This is a genomic window from Flagellimonas alvinocaridis (genome assembly GCF_965248585.1).
In the GTDB taxonomy this organism is placed as follows: Bacteria; Bacteroidota; Bacteroidia; order Flavobacteriales; family Flavobacteriaceae; genus Flagellimonas; species Flagellimonas alvinocaridis.
The window spans coordinates 2418328-2435661 of record NZ_OZ252111.1 but is presented as its reverse complement, the minus strand read 5'-3'; the positions used below and the strand labels follow the sequence as shown (position 1 = coordinate 2435661).

10 protein-coding genes are annotated in these 17334 nt (G+C 41.3%); 8 read left to right on the top strand and 2 right to left on the bottom strand.

Annotated elements, in window-relative coordinates:
- Positions 1–5 precede the first annotated feature (5 nt).
- Together ACP14V_RS10795 and ACP14V_RS10790 are read right to left on the bottom strand one after the other, a co-directional pair.
- Positions 6–881, bottom strand: coding sequence for an NAD-dependent epimerase/dehydratase family protein (locus tag ACP14V_RS10795; protein ID WP_272610545.1), 876 nt, complete (start codon positions 879–881; stop codon positions 6–8).
- A gap of 768 nt (positions 882–1649) precedes the next feature.
- A complete protein-coding gene (locus ACP14V_RS10790) occupies positions 1650–1850 on the bottom strand; it encodes a hypothetical protein (protein ID WP_272610544.1) in 201 nt (66 codons plus the stop codon).
- Positions 1851–2017: 167 nt separating this feature from the next.
- Between ACP14V_RS10790 and ACP14V_RS10785 the strand changes: the two genes are divergently transcribed.
- From ACP14V_RS10785 to ACP14V_RS10750, 8 genes are all read left to right on the top strand, one after another.
- Positions 2018–4756, top strand: coding sequence for a Two component regulator three Y domain-containing protein (locus tag ACP14V_RS10785; protein WP_424987327.1), 2739 nt, complete (start codon positions 2018–2020; stop codon positions 4754–4756).
- Between the two features lie 234 nt (positions 4757–4990).
- The gene (locus tag ACP14V_RS10780; protein WP_272610542.1) at positions 4991–8029 is read left to right on the top strand and encodes a SusC/RagA family TonB-linked outer membrane protein; all 3039 of its coding nucleotides are present in this window, start codon (positions 4991–4993) and stop codon (positions 8027–8029) included.
- A gap of 10 nt (positions 8030–8039) precedes the next feature.
- Positions 8040–9590, top strand: a complete 1551-nt coding sequence (locus tag ACP14V_RS10775) for a RagB/SusD family nutrient uptake outer membrane protein (RefSeq protein ID WP_272610541.1) — start codon at positions 8040–8042, stop codon at positions 9588–9590.
- A 12-nt stretch (positions 9591–9602) separates the two neighbouring features.
- Positions 9603–11981 carry a LamG-like jellyroll fold domain-containing protein gene (locus ACP14V_RS10770; RefSeq protein WP_272610540.1) on the top strand — a complete coding sequence of 793 codons (2379 nt, stop codon included), beginning with the start codon at positions 9603–9605 and terminating at the stop codon, positions 11979–11981.
- A gap of 43 nt (positions 11982–12024) precedes the next feature.
- On the top strand, positions 12025–13386 hold the full coding sequence (locus ACP14V_RS10765; protein WP_424987324.1) for a glucoamylase family protein: 1362 nt from the start codon (positions 12025–12027) through the stop codon (positions 13384–13386).
- A gap of 1 nt (position 13387) precedes the next feature.
- Positions 13388–14779, top strand: a complete 1392-nt coding sequence (locus tag ACP14V_RS10760; RefSeq protein WP_272610538.1) for a glucoamylase family protein — start codon at positions 13388–13390, stop codon at positions 14777–14779.
- A 1-nt stretch (position 14780) separates the two neighbouring features.
- Positions 14781–15575: an alpha/beta hydrolase-fold protein gene (locus tag ACP14V_RS10755; protein ID WP_313791647.1), complete on the top strand. Its 795-nt coding sequence runs from the start codon at positions 14781–14783 to the stop codon at positions 15573–15575.
- Positions 15568–17331 (top strand): discoidin domain-containing protein, encoded by a 1764-nt coding sequence (locus tag ACP14V_RS10750; RefSeq protein ID WP_272610537.1) that lies wholly within the window; start codon positions 15568–15570, stop codon positions 17329–17331. The genes ACP14V_RS10755 and ACP14V_RS10750 overlap by 8 nt, the downstream gene beginning before the upstream one ends.
- Positions 17332–17334 lie beyond the last annotated feature (3 nt).

Genomic DNA, 17334 nt, shown 5'->3' with positions numbered 1-17334 from the left:
GAGGTTCAAGAAGGTGGTAGTATTTCATAATCACCATTATCGAACTGCTTGAACACTTCAAGTGGGCCGTTTTTTGGTCGCCAACCAAGTATTTTTTGAGAATAAGATGAATCATATACCCTATCAATGGACTCTGGGAATTTCCAACCTCTTTTATCAAGCTCCTTGGCCAAAAGGGGGTGCCGCATACGAATAACAGCTTCAGGATTTTCAAACAACAATTGGCTGTCGGTTTTAAGAAATGGTGTGTCTGCTGAAATAAGGTATACATCAAAGTTTTTATTTTTTTCCAGTTGGGCGGCCAATAGGTGAGCTTCCGCAACATCCCTATAGTCCACTCCTCTGTGAAGTCTGTAAGATGCCATAATTTGCACCGGCTCAGGAAAACATCGAGACATTCTAATTACACTAACAGCTAGGCTTTTTTTTGAGTATTCCTTCATTATAGTTTCGGCTTCCAGTTTTGTTTTGTGATAAATGGTTTTTGGCTTGGGTATGGTTTGTTCATTTATCCAAACTGCTTTTTGCGACCCATTATTTGAAAAACCGTACAAAGCTGTGGTACTGGTAAAAATTATTTGGGACACCCCCGTCTCTATTGCTGCCCTGCAAATTTTTTCTGTTGCGGTTACATTAATATCATAAAACTCCTTCTCTGAAGCAATGCCTACATGTGGTGCGTGTAGAGCCGCTACATGAAAAATGGTGTCCATTCCTTCAAAGTTCCATAGAAGCTGTTCATAGTCTCTGATGTCAACAATTTTTGAGGTCACTGAAGATGGAAATGTGTCAATGCCAGAAACATCATAGTTTTGACAAAGCTTCCAATGTAAGGCACGCCCTATTCTTCCACTACTTCCTGTAATAACTATTTTATTCATAATTCATCTTCCCCTTTAATCGTTTTTAAACAGGATATATCTTTTCATTTTCAACACCTTAGAACATGTTTTGTTAATTTCTTTGACAATATCCAACCATGTAGATTTTGTACTGCGATTAAATAAATACACATATTTGATTCAGTAATAAGCTAAGTGTTTCATTGCCAAATTCTTATTTGGCGATAGGCTTGCTGCCACCAGTTACTTTCATTATAACTTTAAACCTTCAACTAAAAGTGCTAATAAACATTAATATACTGATTGATTTGAGGCTTAATAATAAAGCTTTTTAGGTTGAACACAAATAGCTTGAATATTATTACTATTTTTATGGATGGTTAAGCACATGAAAATTGTGTTCAGTAGTTGTTTTTTGTTTTCCGTGTTCTTAACGGGAATGCCCTTAAGATTAAGGTGTTAAAACATTTATTTTTAAATATATATAAATCGGATGTGGTTTCTGCCACTCTTACCTTAACATTTTATCAACAAAATAACCCTGGTAATCTTCTGATAATCAGAGTTTTTTTGTTTTTTGAACGAAACCCCAAATCAATTCAAAGCGCACCAAAACGTAATGTTAGGTGTCCTATTTTTTTAGATATCTTCCTGGCCCCATCAATAAAGGGGTCAAGTATTGTGGTTCCAATGGATCATGGATTCGAACTTAAATATTGTGTATTTAGTTTATTGCAGGAAAGTGAAATACTTGTAATGTCAACCTAAGGAGTTTAACCTCAATGTAATTATTCAAAGTGTTGAATGTCAATCCTGTATGATTGATTTGGTTGTAAGTGCAAGCTCGCTATACATCTGCTTGTAGTTGGAAAGTTCCACTTTCAACTTCTTTAGTTGAGAGGAATTCATTCCTCTGTATTTGCCCTCCCAATTATTGAACATGGATGTAATGATGCTCTGTTTCTTGCGCAGCTTCTTTACAGAAATACCGACCTTGTACAGTTCCAAGGTCTTGACGATTCGGGTCTCAGTGAAACTGCTTCTTTTGATGTCTTTAAATTTATGGTTCTTCTATTTTTGACCTAGGTATGCTTACTGTATCTTTTCTTTGTGACAGTTTTGTATATTGGGTTATACAAATGAGCCCTGAACTACAATCAAAAAAACATTCTTTTATGCTATTTCGGGTTATAGTTTTATTCATCCCCTTATTGTTGAATGGCCAAAACCTATTGCCTCCCATTTATAATTATCGTTTACTGGAATACAAAGGCGCCAGCAAGAATTGGGATTTGTCGGTAAATGCCAATGGAGAGCTATTTGTAGCCAATAATAGTGGATTATTGCATTTTAATGGAGAGGAATGGAATTTAAACAAACTACCCAATAACACAATTATTAGGTCGGTCGAATCTATTGGTGATAAGATTTACACGGGTTCTTATGAAGAATTTGGCTATTGGAAGAAAAATCGTTTGGGCGAGCTAGAGTATACGTCACTTAAACAACTAATAAAGGACCATGAATTCACTAGCGAAGAGTTTTGGGAAATCCTATCTGCCAACAACAATGTTCTATTTAGATCATTCTCATCCATTTATAGCTATGATGGCAATAGTATAAAAGTGTTAGACCCACCGCAGGTCATTTCTGATTTTATCGAATTCAACGATAAAATTATTGTTGCGGGTGGATTGAGCGGGCTTTTTGAGCTCAAAAGTGATGAACTTGTACCATTACAAAATCAAGAGCTTTTACAAGGGAAAACTGTTACCGATATGGTGGTGTTCAAGGGCAAGCTTTTGGTCGGTACCAAGTTGAGTGGTTGTTACCTGTATGATGGTCAGCGTTTGCAAGCATGGAATCCTCTGATAAATGAAGAACTTAAACTTCATCAATTAAATAAGATTCTCCTTTTGGAAGATGATAAAATTGGCTTTGGCACCATTAAAAATGGGATGTACCTTTTTAATACCAATACTGACTCTTACCAGATATTGAATCGTGAATCGGGGCTTCAGAACAATACGGTTCTTTCCATGCTACTCTTTAACGATCACTTGTGGTTAGGTCTCGATAATGGAATCGCAAGGGCAAAACTCAATAATTCGATTATGTATTACACCGACTATTCCGGTACCTTGGGAATGGTCTATGATATGGTGGATTATAACGGTAGGCTATATTTAGGAAGTAATACTGGAGTATTCTATTTTGAGAATAATACATTAAAATTTGTCAAAGGTTCCCAAGGACATGTTTGGGACTTGATTGAGATTGAAGGTGATCTACTTTGTGGCCATAATACAGGCACATACAAAATAGGGGAAAATGGATTTCAGTTACTGACTTCACAATCGGGAGGGTATCAAATCATAAAGGTTCCGGATCAGAATGCAACATATATCCAAGGTACGTATAATGGGTTGGTAAAGTTTAAGAAACAACCTAGCGGACAATGGGAAATCAAAAAAATAAGAGGTGTTGACTTCCCTGTAAAGCATTTATCCTTTGAAACTCCCAATATTTTGTGGGCGGCCCATCCCTACAAAGGATTTTATAGGATTCATTTAGCGGATAATTACGAAGAAGTTGTACAGACACAAAGGTTCGATCAAGATAGCGCTCCGAGCGAATACAACGTAAAAGTGTTTAACATTAAAAACCAGATGGTATTCTCGAGTGAGGGAAAATGGTACAAGTACAACCCCATAGGTGAGCGTATTGTTCCGTTTGAGGAATTTATAGATTACGCCAACAAGGAGTTATTGTTTTTTGATGACAGACATTTTTGGTTCGTAGATGGCGAAGGGAGAAAGTCAATCATTTATACCGATTTAAAAGGCGATAACTTGATGATTACAGATTTATCGCTACGGGAGAGATTGATTCCAGCATCCCAGCGGGTAATTAAAATGAACGATTCCACCTCTTATATTACACTTAGCGACGGTTTTGCCAAGGTTGATGATTCAAAGTTGCAGAGTCAAACCAATCAGTATGTACTCCCCATTCCTGATGTTACTGTACTCAGGGATGAGAAAAACACCTATTCAGCAAATGGTACAGTTAAAATACCTTTTAATAATGCTGAGTCCATTATCATTGAAGCGTCCTGTCCAGAAATAATCCAATCTAGATACTTTTATGAATTGGAAGGGCCAAAAGAATATTCCGAATATGCGGAAAATGGATTTATAAATTTCCAGAACCTACCACATGGGGAGTATACCTTTAAGATTTCTACTGCAGGTATGGACAACAAAATATCTGAACCCAACATCATCCATTTTGAGATTGCGCCGCCTTGGTATCTTTCAACCATCAGTATGATATTTTATGGTATATGTGCAATATTGTTCGTTGTCGCGGTACGGCAATACAACCGAAGGAAATTTATGCGAAAGCAAAAAGAGCAGCAGGAACAGATGGAGAAAGAGCAGCAGGAGCGCTTTTCCCAATTGGAAAAGGAAAAATTGGCTAAAGAAGTTAAACTCAAGCAGAATGAGTTGGCGAGCACAACCCTTAACATCGCCAAAAAGAACGAAATGATTCTAGAGCTCAAAAATATGCTCTTGATGAACAAGGAAAAATTCTCCAACTCCCAGCGATATAGGTCGTTCATTACAAAACTGAACAAATCCATTCAAGATACTGAAGACTGGAAACGATTTGAAGTGAACTTCAAGGAACTACATGAGGATTTTTTTGAACGACTCCTAAAAGAATATCCTTCATTGACCCCCAAGGACCTAAAATTATGTGCGTACCTTAAAATGAACCTTTCAACGAAGGAGATTGCACCGCTAATGGCAATAACCGTGAGGGGGGTAGAGATACATAGGTACAGACTTCGAAAAAAGCTTGATATGGACAGTTCGGATAACCTCTCCAATTTCCTAATAACCTTTTAATAGGGTTGCTGTAGCTAAAGCAACAGGTATTTCGGCAAGTTTTCAATTACATCATTACTACATCACTCTGTTAAATTTTTTTACATCAAATAGGAGTGATGTTACTGCAGAACAAGCGAAATAGGGCATTATGCGCGATATTTTAATGATGTATTTATTATGTAATGGTACATCTGACCATCAAATGCACTCTTTATTAATTTAGTAAAAATCTAACTCAATTTTTGCACAATTATGAAAATTAGAAGCAAACTATTAACAATCTCATTTATATTGTTTCAGGCGCTGCTTTATGCCCAAAACAATATAACGGTCTCGGGAACGGTTACCGACGATCAGGGACAGCCATTGCCCGGGGCTAGTGTTATTTTAATGGGTACTACAAACGGTGTTCAGACAGATTTTGATGGAAATTACAGTTTGGACAACGTTCCCAGTAACGGAACGATTGCATTCAGTTACATTGGTTTTACCGACCAAGAAATTCCTATTAATGGCCAAACCATCATTAATGTCTCACTCCAAGAAGGCACACAAAGTTTGGATGAGGTAGTCGTGGTTGGGTATGGTACTCAAAAGAAAGCAGATTTAACTGGTTCCATTGCTACGATCAAATCAGAGGATATAACCCGAACCCCATCCGGTGCGGCTATGCAAGCCCTTCAAGGAAAGGTAGCAGGATTACAGGTTGTGAGTAGCGGTGCACCTGGAACAGGACCCACTATCAGGGTCAGGGGTATTGGTTCGTATGTAGATGGAGCTTCCAATCCTTTGTATGTGGTAGACGGAACATTTTTTGACGACATTGACTTTCTCAACCCAGAAGATATTGAAAGTATTTCGGTTTTGAAAGATGCTTCGGCAGCTGCTATTTATGGTGTTAGAGCGGCAAACGGTGTGGTATTGGTCGAGACCAAATCCGGTAGAAAAAATCAAAAACCACAAATTACCTATAATGGGTATCAAGGGGTGCAAGTAGCACAAAATTTGGTGACACTTTCCAACACAGAACAGTTTGCCACCCTTGCAAGGAAATCTGGGTCAGCTGCTGAGGCACAGTTTATTGAAAATGCCATGCAACGTTACGGGAGGAGCAGGGTAAACCCCAATGTGCCAAATGTTAATACAGATTGGTACGATTTGATTCTTCGTCATGCCTTACAGCAAAATCACAGTTTTGGCGTTACAGGAGGATCCGAAAATATCGTCTATTCCGTGGGACTGAATTATTTTGAGCAAGAAGGGATTCTAAAAATGAAGAATGACTTTGAACGACTCAATGTTCGAAGCAAGTTGAGCTTTGATATCAGTGATCGTCTCAATGTAGGGGTGTCAACACTTTTCAGTAACGCTACAAGATACAGACCTGAAGACACTGCATTTGCACTCGCATATTTTGCAGTTCCAGTAATGCCTGTTTTGGATCCTTCCAAAACCGATGCCTTTCCAAAACCTTATGCAAATGCACAGGATTTAGGATATAGGGGTACACAAAACCCTTTCCCAATACTGGATAACACGGAAAACAGGAATAAAATACGAAATACGTTGATGAGCATTGATTTGAGCTATCAATTGGTTCCAGATAAATTGACATTCAAAACGGCTTATTATCACAATTTTGAAACCTTGGAAGTAAGGGAAGTAAGATTGCCCTTCTTTTTTGGTAATGGAAACGCTTTTAGAGAAAATGCAGAATTGATCAAAAGGTCTGAAACCTTTTCAGAACAGACTTGGGACAATACCTTAACCTATAACGACAGTTTTGGGAAACACAATCTAACGGTTTTGGCAGGTACGGCATTTCGGGATAGGTCTTTTGAACTTTTGGAAGCTAAAGGGTTGAATTTTCCTAATGGCCCTGGAATTGGAGATGAGTCCTATTTTTTGGATTTATCCAAAACAATAGATGTTGATGGTGTTGGAGATGATGGAAGTCGACAATACTTTTTCTCCTATTTTGGCCGGGTTGCCTATAATTTTGATGACCGATATCTACTTTACGGAACATTCCGAGCGGACGGAACAAGTAAGTATCAAGAAAAATGGGGTTATTTTCCAACCATTGGTGCCGGATGGGTCATTTCAGAAGAATCTTTCTTCCCACAAACAGATGCCATCAATTTTCTAAAATTTAGAGGTAGCTGGGGCGAATTGGGTAATGCCAATGTTGCCTCAAGTACTGGAGGTATAACTTCCGAAGAAGTTGATGCTGCTTTTGGAGATACCAGATATTCAGGATTGGTGACCAGTAGTGACTTTGAAGCCTTGAAATGGGAAGTGACCGAAGAGACCAACGTAGGAATAACAGCAAGAATGTTCAATAACCAATTGTCTTTGGATGCTGATTATTTTAGAAGGGATACCAGGGATGCGGTAATTCCAGTATCCAGATTATTGGTGCCAGGTACCACCAGACAGAATGTTGGAAAAATCAGAAACACCGGTTTTGAGGTGGTATTGAATTGGAATAAAAGGGTTTCTAAGGATTTCAGTTACACTGTTGGAGCAAATTTTTCGACCTTGGACAATGAAGTGTTGGATTTAAAAGGACAAGAAAACCTGACGAGTGGAGGTGACCTTGCCCAAAGAACCGTGGTCGGAGGTACTATAAACCCTTTCTTTGGTCTCGAAGTGGCAGGAGTGTACCAAACGCCTGAAGAAATCCAATCAGACCCTGCTGCACAAGCTGCTATTGGAAACGGTCTTACGGTAGAGCCTGGGGATTTTAGATTCGTAGATCACAATGGAGATATGATGATTGATGCCCAAGATAGGGTCGATTTAGGATCATACTTGCCCACATATACCTTCGGATTCAATTTGGGACTTAATTATAAAGCATGGGATTTTGCATTGAATGTCATTGGACAAGGTGGAAATGTCATCGCCAATCAAAAACGATTCGCAATTCGCCAAACCCCTGATCCAAATATAGACAGAGACTTTGCCATAAATCGCTGGAATGGGCCTGGTTCCACCAATTCTTATCCATCAGCAAGGGGGATCAGAAACCCATGGAGCAACCAATTCCTGAACAGCTTTTTTGTGGAAAAAGGAGATTTTGTCAGACTGCAAAATGTGACCTTGGGATACACCCTGCCAGAATTGACAGGGAAATTTAATCCCGAAATACGGTTTTATATAACCGCTGAGAGGCCTCTGACCTTGTTTGATTACAATGGTTTTACACCAGAGGTGCCAGATGGTCGGGATAATCAAACGTATCCTATACCGGGAGTTTATACAGTGGGAGTTAATGTTAAAATCTAAAAAGACAGCTATGAAATTTATAAAAACAAACAATTTTTTTGCACTCGTAGCATTTCTGGGCATCTTGGTTTCAAGCTGCTCCAGTGAACTTGAGCAACCAGAACTCAATAACAATTTTGCGGGCGGTACCGACTTTTCAAAGACCGATGACATGATATTCTCCTTGGTAGGGATTTATCAAGCGGTAAATTCCAGAGGCTGGGAACAACCTTTGGTTGTGGCAACCCGGGGAGACGACGTCAACGCAGCAGGAGATCAACAAGGACTCAAAAACCAAGACCGTTACGTATACGATAACTCCTTTTTTGGTTCAAGGACCCTATGGGAAACCTATTACGGTGATATAATAGCAGCCCATACCGGAATGGAACAGATTGGTAGGTATATGGAATTAGCTAATGAGGAAGGAGTTGCCCTTGGCAACCAATATATTGCCGAGGCAAAGGTTTTGCGATCCATATTGCTTTTCCAATTGTCGCAGGTATATGGAGCCGTCTTTATCCCTGAGTCTTCGGATTTGAGTGCCTTTGAAAATGTGACCTCAGTACCAAGTAAAGAAGAGGTAATGCAGCATATTTCCGATCAAATGGATGAAGCCCTGCCATTTTTGCCAAATATGCGCCCAAACGAGCGTACAGATTTGCCCGGAGGCGTTACCCGGTATACAGCCTTGATGATCAAAGCATTGGCAAACCAAGAATTGGAAAACTATCAAGCCGTTGCTGATGCTGCGGGAGCAATAATCAGTTCGGGCAAGTTTAGTTTGATGCAAGATTACTATGAATTGTTCAAAACACCGGGTAAGCTCAGTGATGAAAACCTGTTTGAATTCCAATATTCTGATTTTAATTCAGGTCAAGGAGACCGGGTAGGACATCTCTATGCCCCTTACGGGCCAAACGGTTGGACCCCAGCTGTGGCTGGATCCGCAGGTGGCTGGGGCTTTTTTGAACCAAGTATGAAGTATGTGACTTTTATGCTGGATAGAGGTGAAACCGAGCGTTTGGAAACAACTGTATTGTTCACCCAGAACGGTATTGACAGTATCATTAACACAACAGATTATACAGCAGAGACCTTACCCGATTTTGTTTCCCCCGAAACACGGTATGGCGATGTACTATTGGACAATGAAAGAGCCATATTCTGCAGTGGCAAACATTATCTGCCAAGTAGTCAACTCATTTCGGGGCGTACCGCATACGGAAGTAACAAACACTACATCGTATATAGATATGCCGAAACCTTATTGATCTATGCCGAGGCCTTGTTGCATGGAGCCTCTGGCTCAGCCATCAGTGCAGACCAAGCAGTGAACATGGTAAGGGATAGGGCAGGACTTCCACCCATTACTGGTGTTACCATGGATCAACTTGTAGACGAAAAATATGCCGAATTGGCCATGGAATGGGGCAAGCGGTTTTTAGACATGGTTCGGTTGGGTAGATATGATGAGCTCAGCTTTGAAGGAAGGACGTTTACGGCAGATAAGGCCTACGTCACCTATCATCAAGACCAAATTGATGAATTCCCCATTTTGGGAGACATAATTAACAACTAACACAGCAGAAAGATGAAAACCATAAGATTAATACTGGTCAATTGCCTGATCATCCTGTTCTTTTATGGATGTGACCAAGGGATTGATCCCATTACGGAAATTATACCAGGAACTGATGAATCGGCTCCTCAAATTACCATAAACTATCCTACCGAGGGAACCCAAATACAGGTTTTTGAGGAGATAACGAGTCTTGACATAGATTTTGAAGTCACGGACGATATTGAGGTCACGGACATTAAGGTGATGTTAAACGGTACACAAATAGCCAATTTCAACTCGTTCTTGGATTATCGTGTTGTACTTAAAGAGTTCGCTTATGACAATTTAGATGATGGAGATCACAAACTTGTGGTAACAGCCACAGACCTTGAAGGGAAAACATCCACAGAGGAAGTCAATTTCTCTAAATCTCCACCATACGAAGCCATGTTTGATGGTGAGGTAATGTACATGCCTTTTGATGGTCAATATATGGACCTTATTAGTTTCCAACAACCCGAAGAAGTAGGTACACCCGGCTTCAATGGCGATGGTTATGTAGGTTCCGATGCGTATAAAGGAGCACAAGATTCATACCTCAATTTCCCAATGAATGGTCTTAAGACTCCAGAATTCAGTGCAGCATTTTGGTATAAGGTAAACCCAGTCCCGGATAGAGCAGGAATACTTGTAGTTGGTGATGATGCCGAAGATCGTTTTCAAGGCTTTAGATTGTTCAGGGAAGGTAATGGAGCTGAACAACGTATCAAACTGAACGTGGGTACCGGAGCCGGTGAAAGCTGGAACGATGGGGGTGTCATTGATGTTCCCGCTGGTGAATGGGTTCATGTGGCCATGTCCATCTCCCAAACCAAGACCACCATTTATTTCAACGGAATAGAAATGCTATCCGCAGATTTATCGGCCCCAATCGACTGGACAGGTTGTGAAATTTTAACCATTGGTTCAGGGGGTCCTACTTTTGATTACTGGAACCATTTATCAGACTACAGTGAAATAGATGAACTCCGTATCTTCAACAAGGCGTTGACCGATATTGATATTCAAATTATGTTGAATTCTTTGAATCCTTATATGCCACAATATCCCGGCGAGTCGTTCTATATGCCTTTTGATGGGGATTATATTGATTTGGTGGGAAGTAGGTCAGCCACTAAAGTAGGTACACCTGGCTTTACCAATGAAAGTCAGGTAGGTGACCAGGCCTATGCCGGAGCAACAGATTCATATATTCAATACCCTGCCAATGAAGCATTACTTACCCCTGAATTCAGTGGTGCATTCTGGTACAAAGTGGATGCAGACCCTGATAGAGCCGGTATTATTGTCATTGGTGATGATGAAGTGGATCGTTTCCAAGGATTCAGGCTCTTTAGGGAAGGGGATGCCAACCAGCAACGTATAAAACTCAATGTAGGAACCGGAGCTGGTGAAAGCTGGAACGATGGTGATGTCATTGATGTTGCCGCTGGCGAATGGGTGCACATTGCCTTTACCATTGCCAGCGATAAGAACACCATTTATTTCAATGGAACTGAAGTACTTTCTTCTGCCATGTCCGCGCCTATTGATTGGACTGGCTGTGAAACCTTCACCATTGGTTCGGGAGGCCCTACATTCAGTTATTGGAATCACTTGTCGGACAATAGTGCCATAGATGACCTTCGTTTCTTCAATAAGGCACTTACCCCAGAAGAAGTGGCAGCTGTGGCTGGAGGTACGGTTACTGTTCCAAACTACGGGTCTACCTTCTACATGCCTTTTGATGGTACCTATATCGAGGCCAATAGCAATACAGAACCCACGATTGAAGGAACACCGGGATTTGCTGGCGAAAGCAGTGTGGGAACAGATGCCTATGCTGGTGCAGCAGATTCGTATCTCACATTCCCTATAGATGGATTGTTCAATAATCAGTTCAGTGGCGCTTTTTGGTACAAAGTAAACGGTGCCCCTGATAGGGCAGGACTGCTTACAGTAAGCCCACCGATGAATGGAGGCGACAATGATTTAAGTGCTGGTTTCAGATTGTTTAGGGAAGGAGATGCCGCATCACAGCGCATTAAACTTCATGTGGGCAGTGATGCCGGAGATGTGTGGAATGATGGAGAGGTGATCGATGTCACTGTAGGGGAATGGGTACACGTAGCCTTTACCGTGACCGAAACCGCTACACTGATTTATTTTAATGGAGAACCTGTGGCAAACATGGGGGATATGACGGACAAGACCATCAGTTGGGAAAACTGTTCCATACTCTCCATTGGTTCGGGTGCACCCAATTTTATTGGGTGGAACCACCTGTCGGACTCAAGCTTTATTGATGAGCTGTACCTCTTTGATAAGGCCTTGACCCAAGAGGAAATACAAGAAATAATGAATGATTAATAAAAATCAAAAAAGTTAAGTTTTTTGAGTTAGTTGATTTTGTATGAGGTTAATTTTAATTTCAATTGCTTTGGCTGTTGCATCCCTGGTTATGGGGTGCAATGGCCAAAAAACTAAAAAGGAAAAAAGTGTAGCAGATAATACTTCGGCTACCAAAGCATATTCGGATGAAGAATTGTTGGATTCCGTTCAATACCAAACCTTCAATTACTTTTGGGATGGGGCAGAACCCATTTCAGGTTTGGCTAGGGAACGGTTTCATATGGACAATGTGTATCCAAACCACGATAAGGATATCATTACCACAGGTGGGTCCGGATTTGGACTCATGGCCATTCTAGTGGGAGTCGAACGAAAGTTCATTACACGTCAACAAGCACTTGAGCGGTTCGAGAAAATTGTGGGTTTTTTGGAAAGAGCAGACCGTTTTCATGGCGCATGGCCCCACTGGCTTTTACCTTCGGGTAAAGTGACCCCCTTCAGCAAAAAAGATAATGGAGGCGATTTGGTAGAAACTGCCTTTCTGGTTCAAGGACTCCTAGCAGTAAAGGAATACTTCAAAGACGGTAATGAACGTGAACTAAAGCTAGCGGATAAAATCCAGAAACTTTGGGAAGGTGTTGAGTGGGACTGGTATACCAAAAACGGGGAAGATGTGCTCTATTGGCACTGGAGCCCCGAGTACAACTGGGAAATGAATTTTCCCGTGGGCGGGTACAATGAATGCTTGATCATGTACGTGTTGGCGGCTGCTTCGCCTACCCATTCCATCAAAAAAAGCGTGTACGAAAAAGGTTGGGCCTTGAACGGCAAAATAACCAATGACACTACCTACTATGGTTTGGAAACCGAACTGAACCATTATGAGCATGATAAAGCCCAAGTAGGCCCATTGTTTTGGGCCCATTACTCCTATTTGGGGTTGAACCCGAAGGGTCTTACAGATCAGTATGCGGATTACTGGAAGTTGAATGTGAATCATGCCATGATTCAATACAAATATGCTGTGGATAACCCCAAAGGTTACAAGGGATACGGTGAAAATTGTTGGGGGCTTACATCGAGCTACTCCATTAAAGGATACGCTGGTCACCGTCCTGGCATGGATTTGGGAGTGATTTCTCCAACTGCGGCACTCTCTTCCATGCCGTATACACCAAAGGAAAGCATGCAGTTTTTACGCTTTATCTACACTAAACAAGACAGTCTGGTTGGCAAGTACGGCCCCTATGACGCTTTTAGTTTGGAAAACAACTGGTATTTACCCAGATATTTAGCCATAGACCAAGGCCCAATTCCCGTAATGATTGAAAATCACAGGAGTGGCTTGTTATGGAAATTGTTCATGGCCAATACAGATGTACAGAAAGGATTGGATAAACTAGGTTTTAAAACCCAAGAATAAGATGGTAAAAAACATAGTTGGATATTTTTTGCTTTGTACACTTTTCTTTTTCTCCTGTTCCGATGATGGAAAAGGACCTACGGGGTTATCAGAATTGCCTACGGACGATGAGGTTCCCGTTGAAGAGGGAGAGGAAGAGGAAGAACCGAACATCACAGATGAAGAACTCATGGACCTCACTCAAGCTGAAACCTTTAAATATTTCTGGGATCACGCTGAAGAAAATTCAGGGGGCGCCCGGGAACGATACCATCCTAATGACCCAGGCAGGGACGCAAATGTGGTTACAGCAGGAGGTACGGGCTTTGGTCTCATGGCCTTGATAGTGGGAATGGAAAGAGGTTTTATCAGCAAGGAACAAGGTGTGGAACGATTGACCACCCTTCTCGATTTCTTGGAGAACGCAGACCGTTTTCATGGTGCATGGTCGCATTGGATCAATGGTACCAACGGATCTGTGATTCCATTCAGTGCAATGGATGATGGAGGCGATTTGGTGGAAACCGCATTTTTGGCGCAGGGCCTAATATGTGTAAAGGAATATTTTAAGAGCGGAAGTGCTTCGGAACAAACGCTGGCACAACAAGCGGATGACCTTTGGAAAGGAGTGGAATGGGACTGGTATACCCAAGGACAAAATGTGCTGTACTGGCATTGGAGTCCAAACTTTGGATTCGACATCAATTTTCAGCTTAGAGGGTATAATGAAGTGCTGATTACCTACATCATGGCTGCAGCTTCCCCTGATTATGACATATCCAAGGAAGTATACACAAGTGGATGGGCCTCGGACGGCAGTATAGTCTCAGCCAATACCCAATATGGGCACCCGCTTTTGGTGAAGCACAATGGATCGGAACAATTTGGTGGCCCCCTGTTCTGGGCACACTATTCCTATTTAGGGCTTGACCCAACTACACTGTCGGATGAATTTGTTGATTATTGGGATGTGAATGTGAATCATTCCAAAATCAACTATGCATATTGCGTGGACAATCCCAACAATTATTTGGATTATGGGGAAGACTGTTGGGGATTAACGGCAAGCTATTCCAGAAATAACGATGGGAGTATTGGCTATAACGCCCATAACCCATCCAATGATACAGGGGTTATATCGCCCACGGCCGCCATAAGTTCCATTCCCTATACACCCGAAGAATCCTTGAAAGCGATGCACTATTTCTATAAAAACAAGGATAAACTTTTAGGCCCGGCTGGATTTTATGACGCCTTCAGCCCGCAAAACAACTATTGGGTGGCCGAAGCTTATTTGGCCATAGACCAAGGCCCCCAGATCATTATGATCGAGAACTATAGAACTGGATTGCTTTGGAACTTATTTATGGGCAATGAAGATGTACAGACCGGTTTGACCAAACTTGGATTTTGATATGATGAGACAACTATCGTTATTTCTTTTACTCCTTGCATGTAATTTGATTGTTGCGCAATGGCAATCAAAATATGAATCCAAAATGTTGATTGATGGGAATGATACGTTACAATATCGGATTATGTATCCGAAGAATTTCCAAGAAGATGGAAATTACCCAGTGGTGCTTTTTTTACATGGAGCAGGGGAGCGTGGCAGCGATAATCAAAGCCAATTGACCCATGGCGGTAAGTTGTTTGCTACGGATTACCTGCAAGAACGCTATCCCGCAATTGTCATTTTTCCACAATGCCCCAAGGAAAGTTATTGGTCCAATGTAGATGTGGATCGAAGCACATATCCCGTTAAATTGAATTTTAATTACAAAGATGGCCCTACCAAACCTTTGAAAATGGTCATGGATTTGCTAGACACGACCATACGGAAATCATACACAAATGATCATCAAATATATTTAATGGGATTATCAATGGGAGGAATGGGAACCTTCGAATTGTTAAGTCGAAAACCCAATACTTTTGCTGCTGCAATCCCAATTTGTGGTGGTGGAGATCCTGAATCTGTGTCCGTTTATGCCAATGAAACTCCATTATGGGTGTTTCATGGTGCCCAAGACAATGTGGTAAATCCACTTCAATCCATGGAAATAGTATCCGCTCTCTTAAAGGTAGGGGCCTATCCAAAATTTACAATATATGATTTTGCCAATCACAACAGTTGGGATCCTACGTTTGCTGAACCTGACCTAATGCCCTGGTTGTTTTCACATCAGAAACCCTCCGATTATGAATAAAATTTGCTCCATATGTATTGCCCTAACAATAATAGGCACAACTCAGGTTATATCAGCACAACAAAAAACCTATTGCAATCCAATCAATATAGATTATGGGTACACGCCCATACCCCGCTTTGCAAGGCATGGAAAACATCGAGCTACTGCCGACCCTGTAATAGTCACTTTTAAGGACAAGTATTTTTTGTTTTCGACCAACCAATGGGGGTATTGGTGGAGCGATGATATGTACAATTGGAAATTTATCCCAAGGAAGTTTTTACGTGAACGAAATAAGGTCTATGACGAACTTTGCGCTCCTGCGGCATTTGTAATGAAAGATGAACTCTATCTGATTGGTTCCACACATGGTCCGGGATTTTCTTTATGGAAGAGCAAGGATCCAACTACGGATAATTGGGAAATCGCAGTGGACTCCCTTAAAGTTGGGGCATGGGACCCCGCATTTTTGTACGAGGAAGATACCGATGACCTCTACCTCTATTGGGGGTCAAGCAATGTACATCCTTTGTTTGGAACAAAAATTAACACAAAAACCATGCAATCCGAGGGTTATGTAAAGCCTTTGATGAACTTGGCACCCGAAGACCATGGTTGGGAACGTTTTGGTGAACATAATGACAATACCTTTTTGCAACCTTTCATGGAAGGGGCCTGGGTTACCAAACATAACGAAAAGTATTATTTGCAATACGGTGCCCCAGGAACCGAATTCAGCGGCTATGCCGATGGGGTATATGTAAGTGATCATCCGTTGAAGGGATTTGCCTATCAGAAACACAACCCATTTTCATATAAACCGGGAGGATTTGCCAGAGGTGCTGGGCATGGAGCCACATATCAGGATACGTACGGCAATTGGTGGCATGTCTCTACAATCATCCTTAACAATAAAAACAATTTTGAGCGAAGAATTGGTATTTGGCCCGCAGGTTTTGATCAAGAGGATGTTATGTATTGCAATACGGCCTATGGCGATTACCCCACATACCTGCCTCAAGAAAACGCAGATCATATAAAAGGGCTTTTTACCGGTTGGATGATATTGAATTACAACAAACCTGTACAAGTATCTTCTACATTGGGGGGGTATCAACCCAACTATGCTGTGGATGAAAATATGCGAACCTATTGGAGCGCCAAATCCGGACATAAAGGGGAGTATTTTCAAACAGATTTGGGAGAGGTGTCTACCATAAATGCCATTCAAATCAACTATGCCGATCAGGAAGCTGAATTTCTGGGGAAATCCACAGGAGTTTACCATCAGTATAAGATTTATGCTTCCAACGATGGAAAAAAGTGGTCTGTTCTGGTAGATAATAGTAACAATGTGACCGATGTTCCCCATGATTATATTGAGTTTGATAAACCAGCAAAAGCCCGATTCCTAAAACTGGAAAACATAAAAATGCCAACAGGAAAATTTGCGTTGAGCGGCTTTCGGGTCTTTGGAAAGGGTAATGGTGAAAAACCTGCAGCTGTGGAGAATTTTGTTGTGCTCAGAAACAATCCTGAAAAATTTGGAGAACGTAGAAACTCCTGGCTCCGCTGGAAGCAAAATGATGTAGCCGACGGCTATGTCATCTATTTCGGGAAATCAGAGGATAAGCTATACGGTAGCATCATGGTATATGGTACCAATGAATATTATTTTTCAGGAATGGACCGAGCCGATGCCTACTATTTTCAGATAGAGGCATTCAACAACAATGGAATTTCCGCAAGGACTCCCATTGTAAAATCAGAATAAGTC

Coding starts and splice junctions, on each gene's coding strand:
- ACP14V_RS10795 (WP_272610545.1), bottom strand. CDS start 881: ATGAATAAAATAGTTATTACAGGAAGTAGTGGAAGAATAGGGCGTGCC.
- ACP14V_RS10785 (WP_424987327.1), top strand. CDS start 2,018: ATGCTATTTCGGGTTATAGTTTTATTCATCCCCTTATTGTTGAATGGC.
- ACP14V_RS10780 (WP_272610542.1), top strand. CDS start 4,991: ATGAAAATTAGAAGCAAACTATTAACAATCTCATTTATATTGTTTCAG.
- ACP14V_RS10775 (WP_272610541.1), top strand. CDS start 8,040: ATGAAATTTATAAAAACAAACAATTTTTTTGCACTCGTAGCATTTCTG.
- ACP14V_RS10770 (WP_272610540.1), top strand. CDS start 9,603: ATGAAAACCATAAGATTAATACTGGTCAATTGCCTGATCATCCTGTTC.
- ACP14V_RS10765 (WP_424987324.1), top strand. CDS start 12,025: ATGAGGTTAATTTTAATTTCAATTGCTTTGGCTGTTGCATCCCTGGTT.
- ACP14V_RS10760 (WP_272610538.1), top strand. CDS start 13,388: ATGGTAAAAAACATAGTTGGATATTTTTTGCTTTGTACACTTTTCTTT.
- ACP14V_RS10755 (WP_313791647.1), top strand. CDS start 14,781: ATGATGAGACAACTATCGTTATTTCTTTTACTCCTTGCATGTAATTTG.
- ACP14V_RS10750 (WP_272610537.1), top strand. CDS start 15,568: ATGAATAAAATTTGCTCCATATGTATTGCCCTAACAATAATAGGCACA.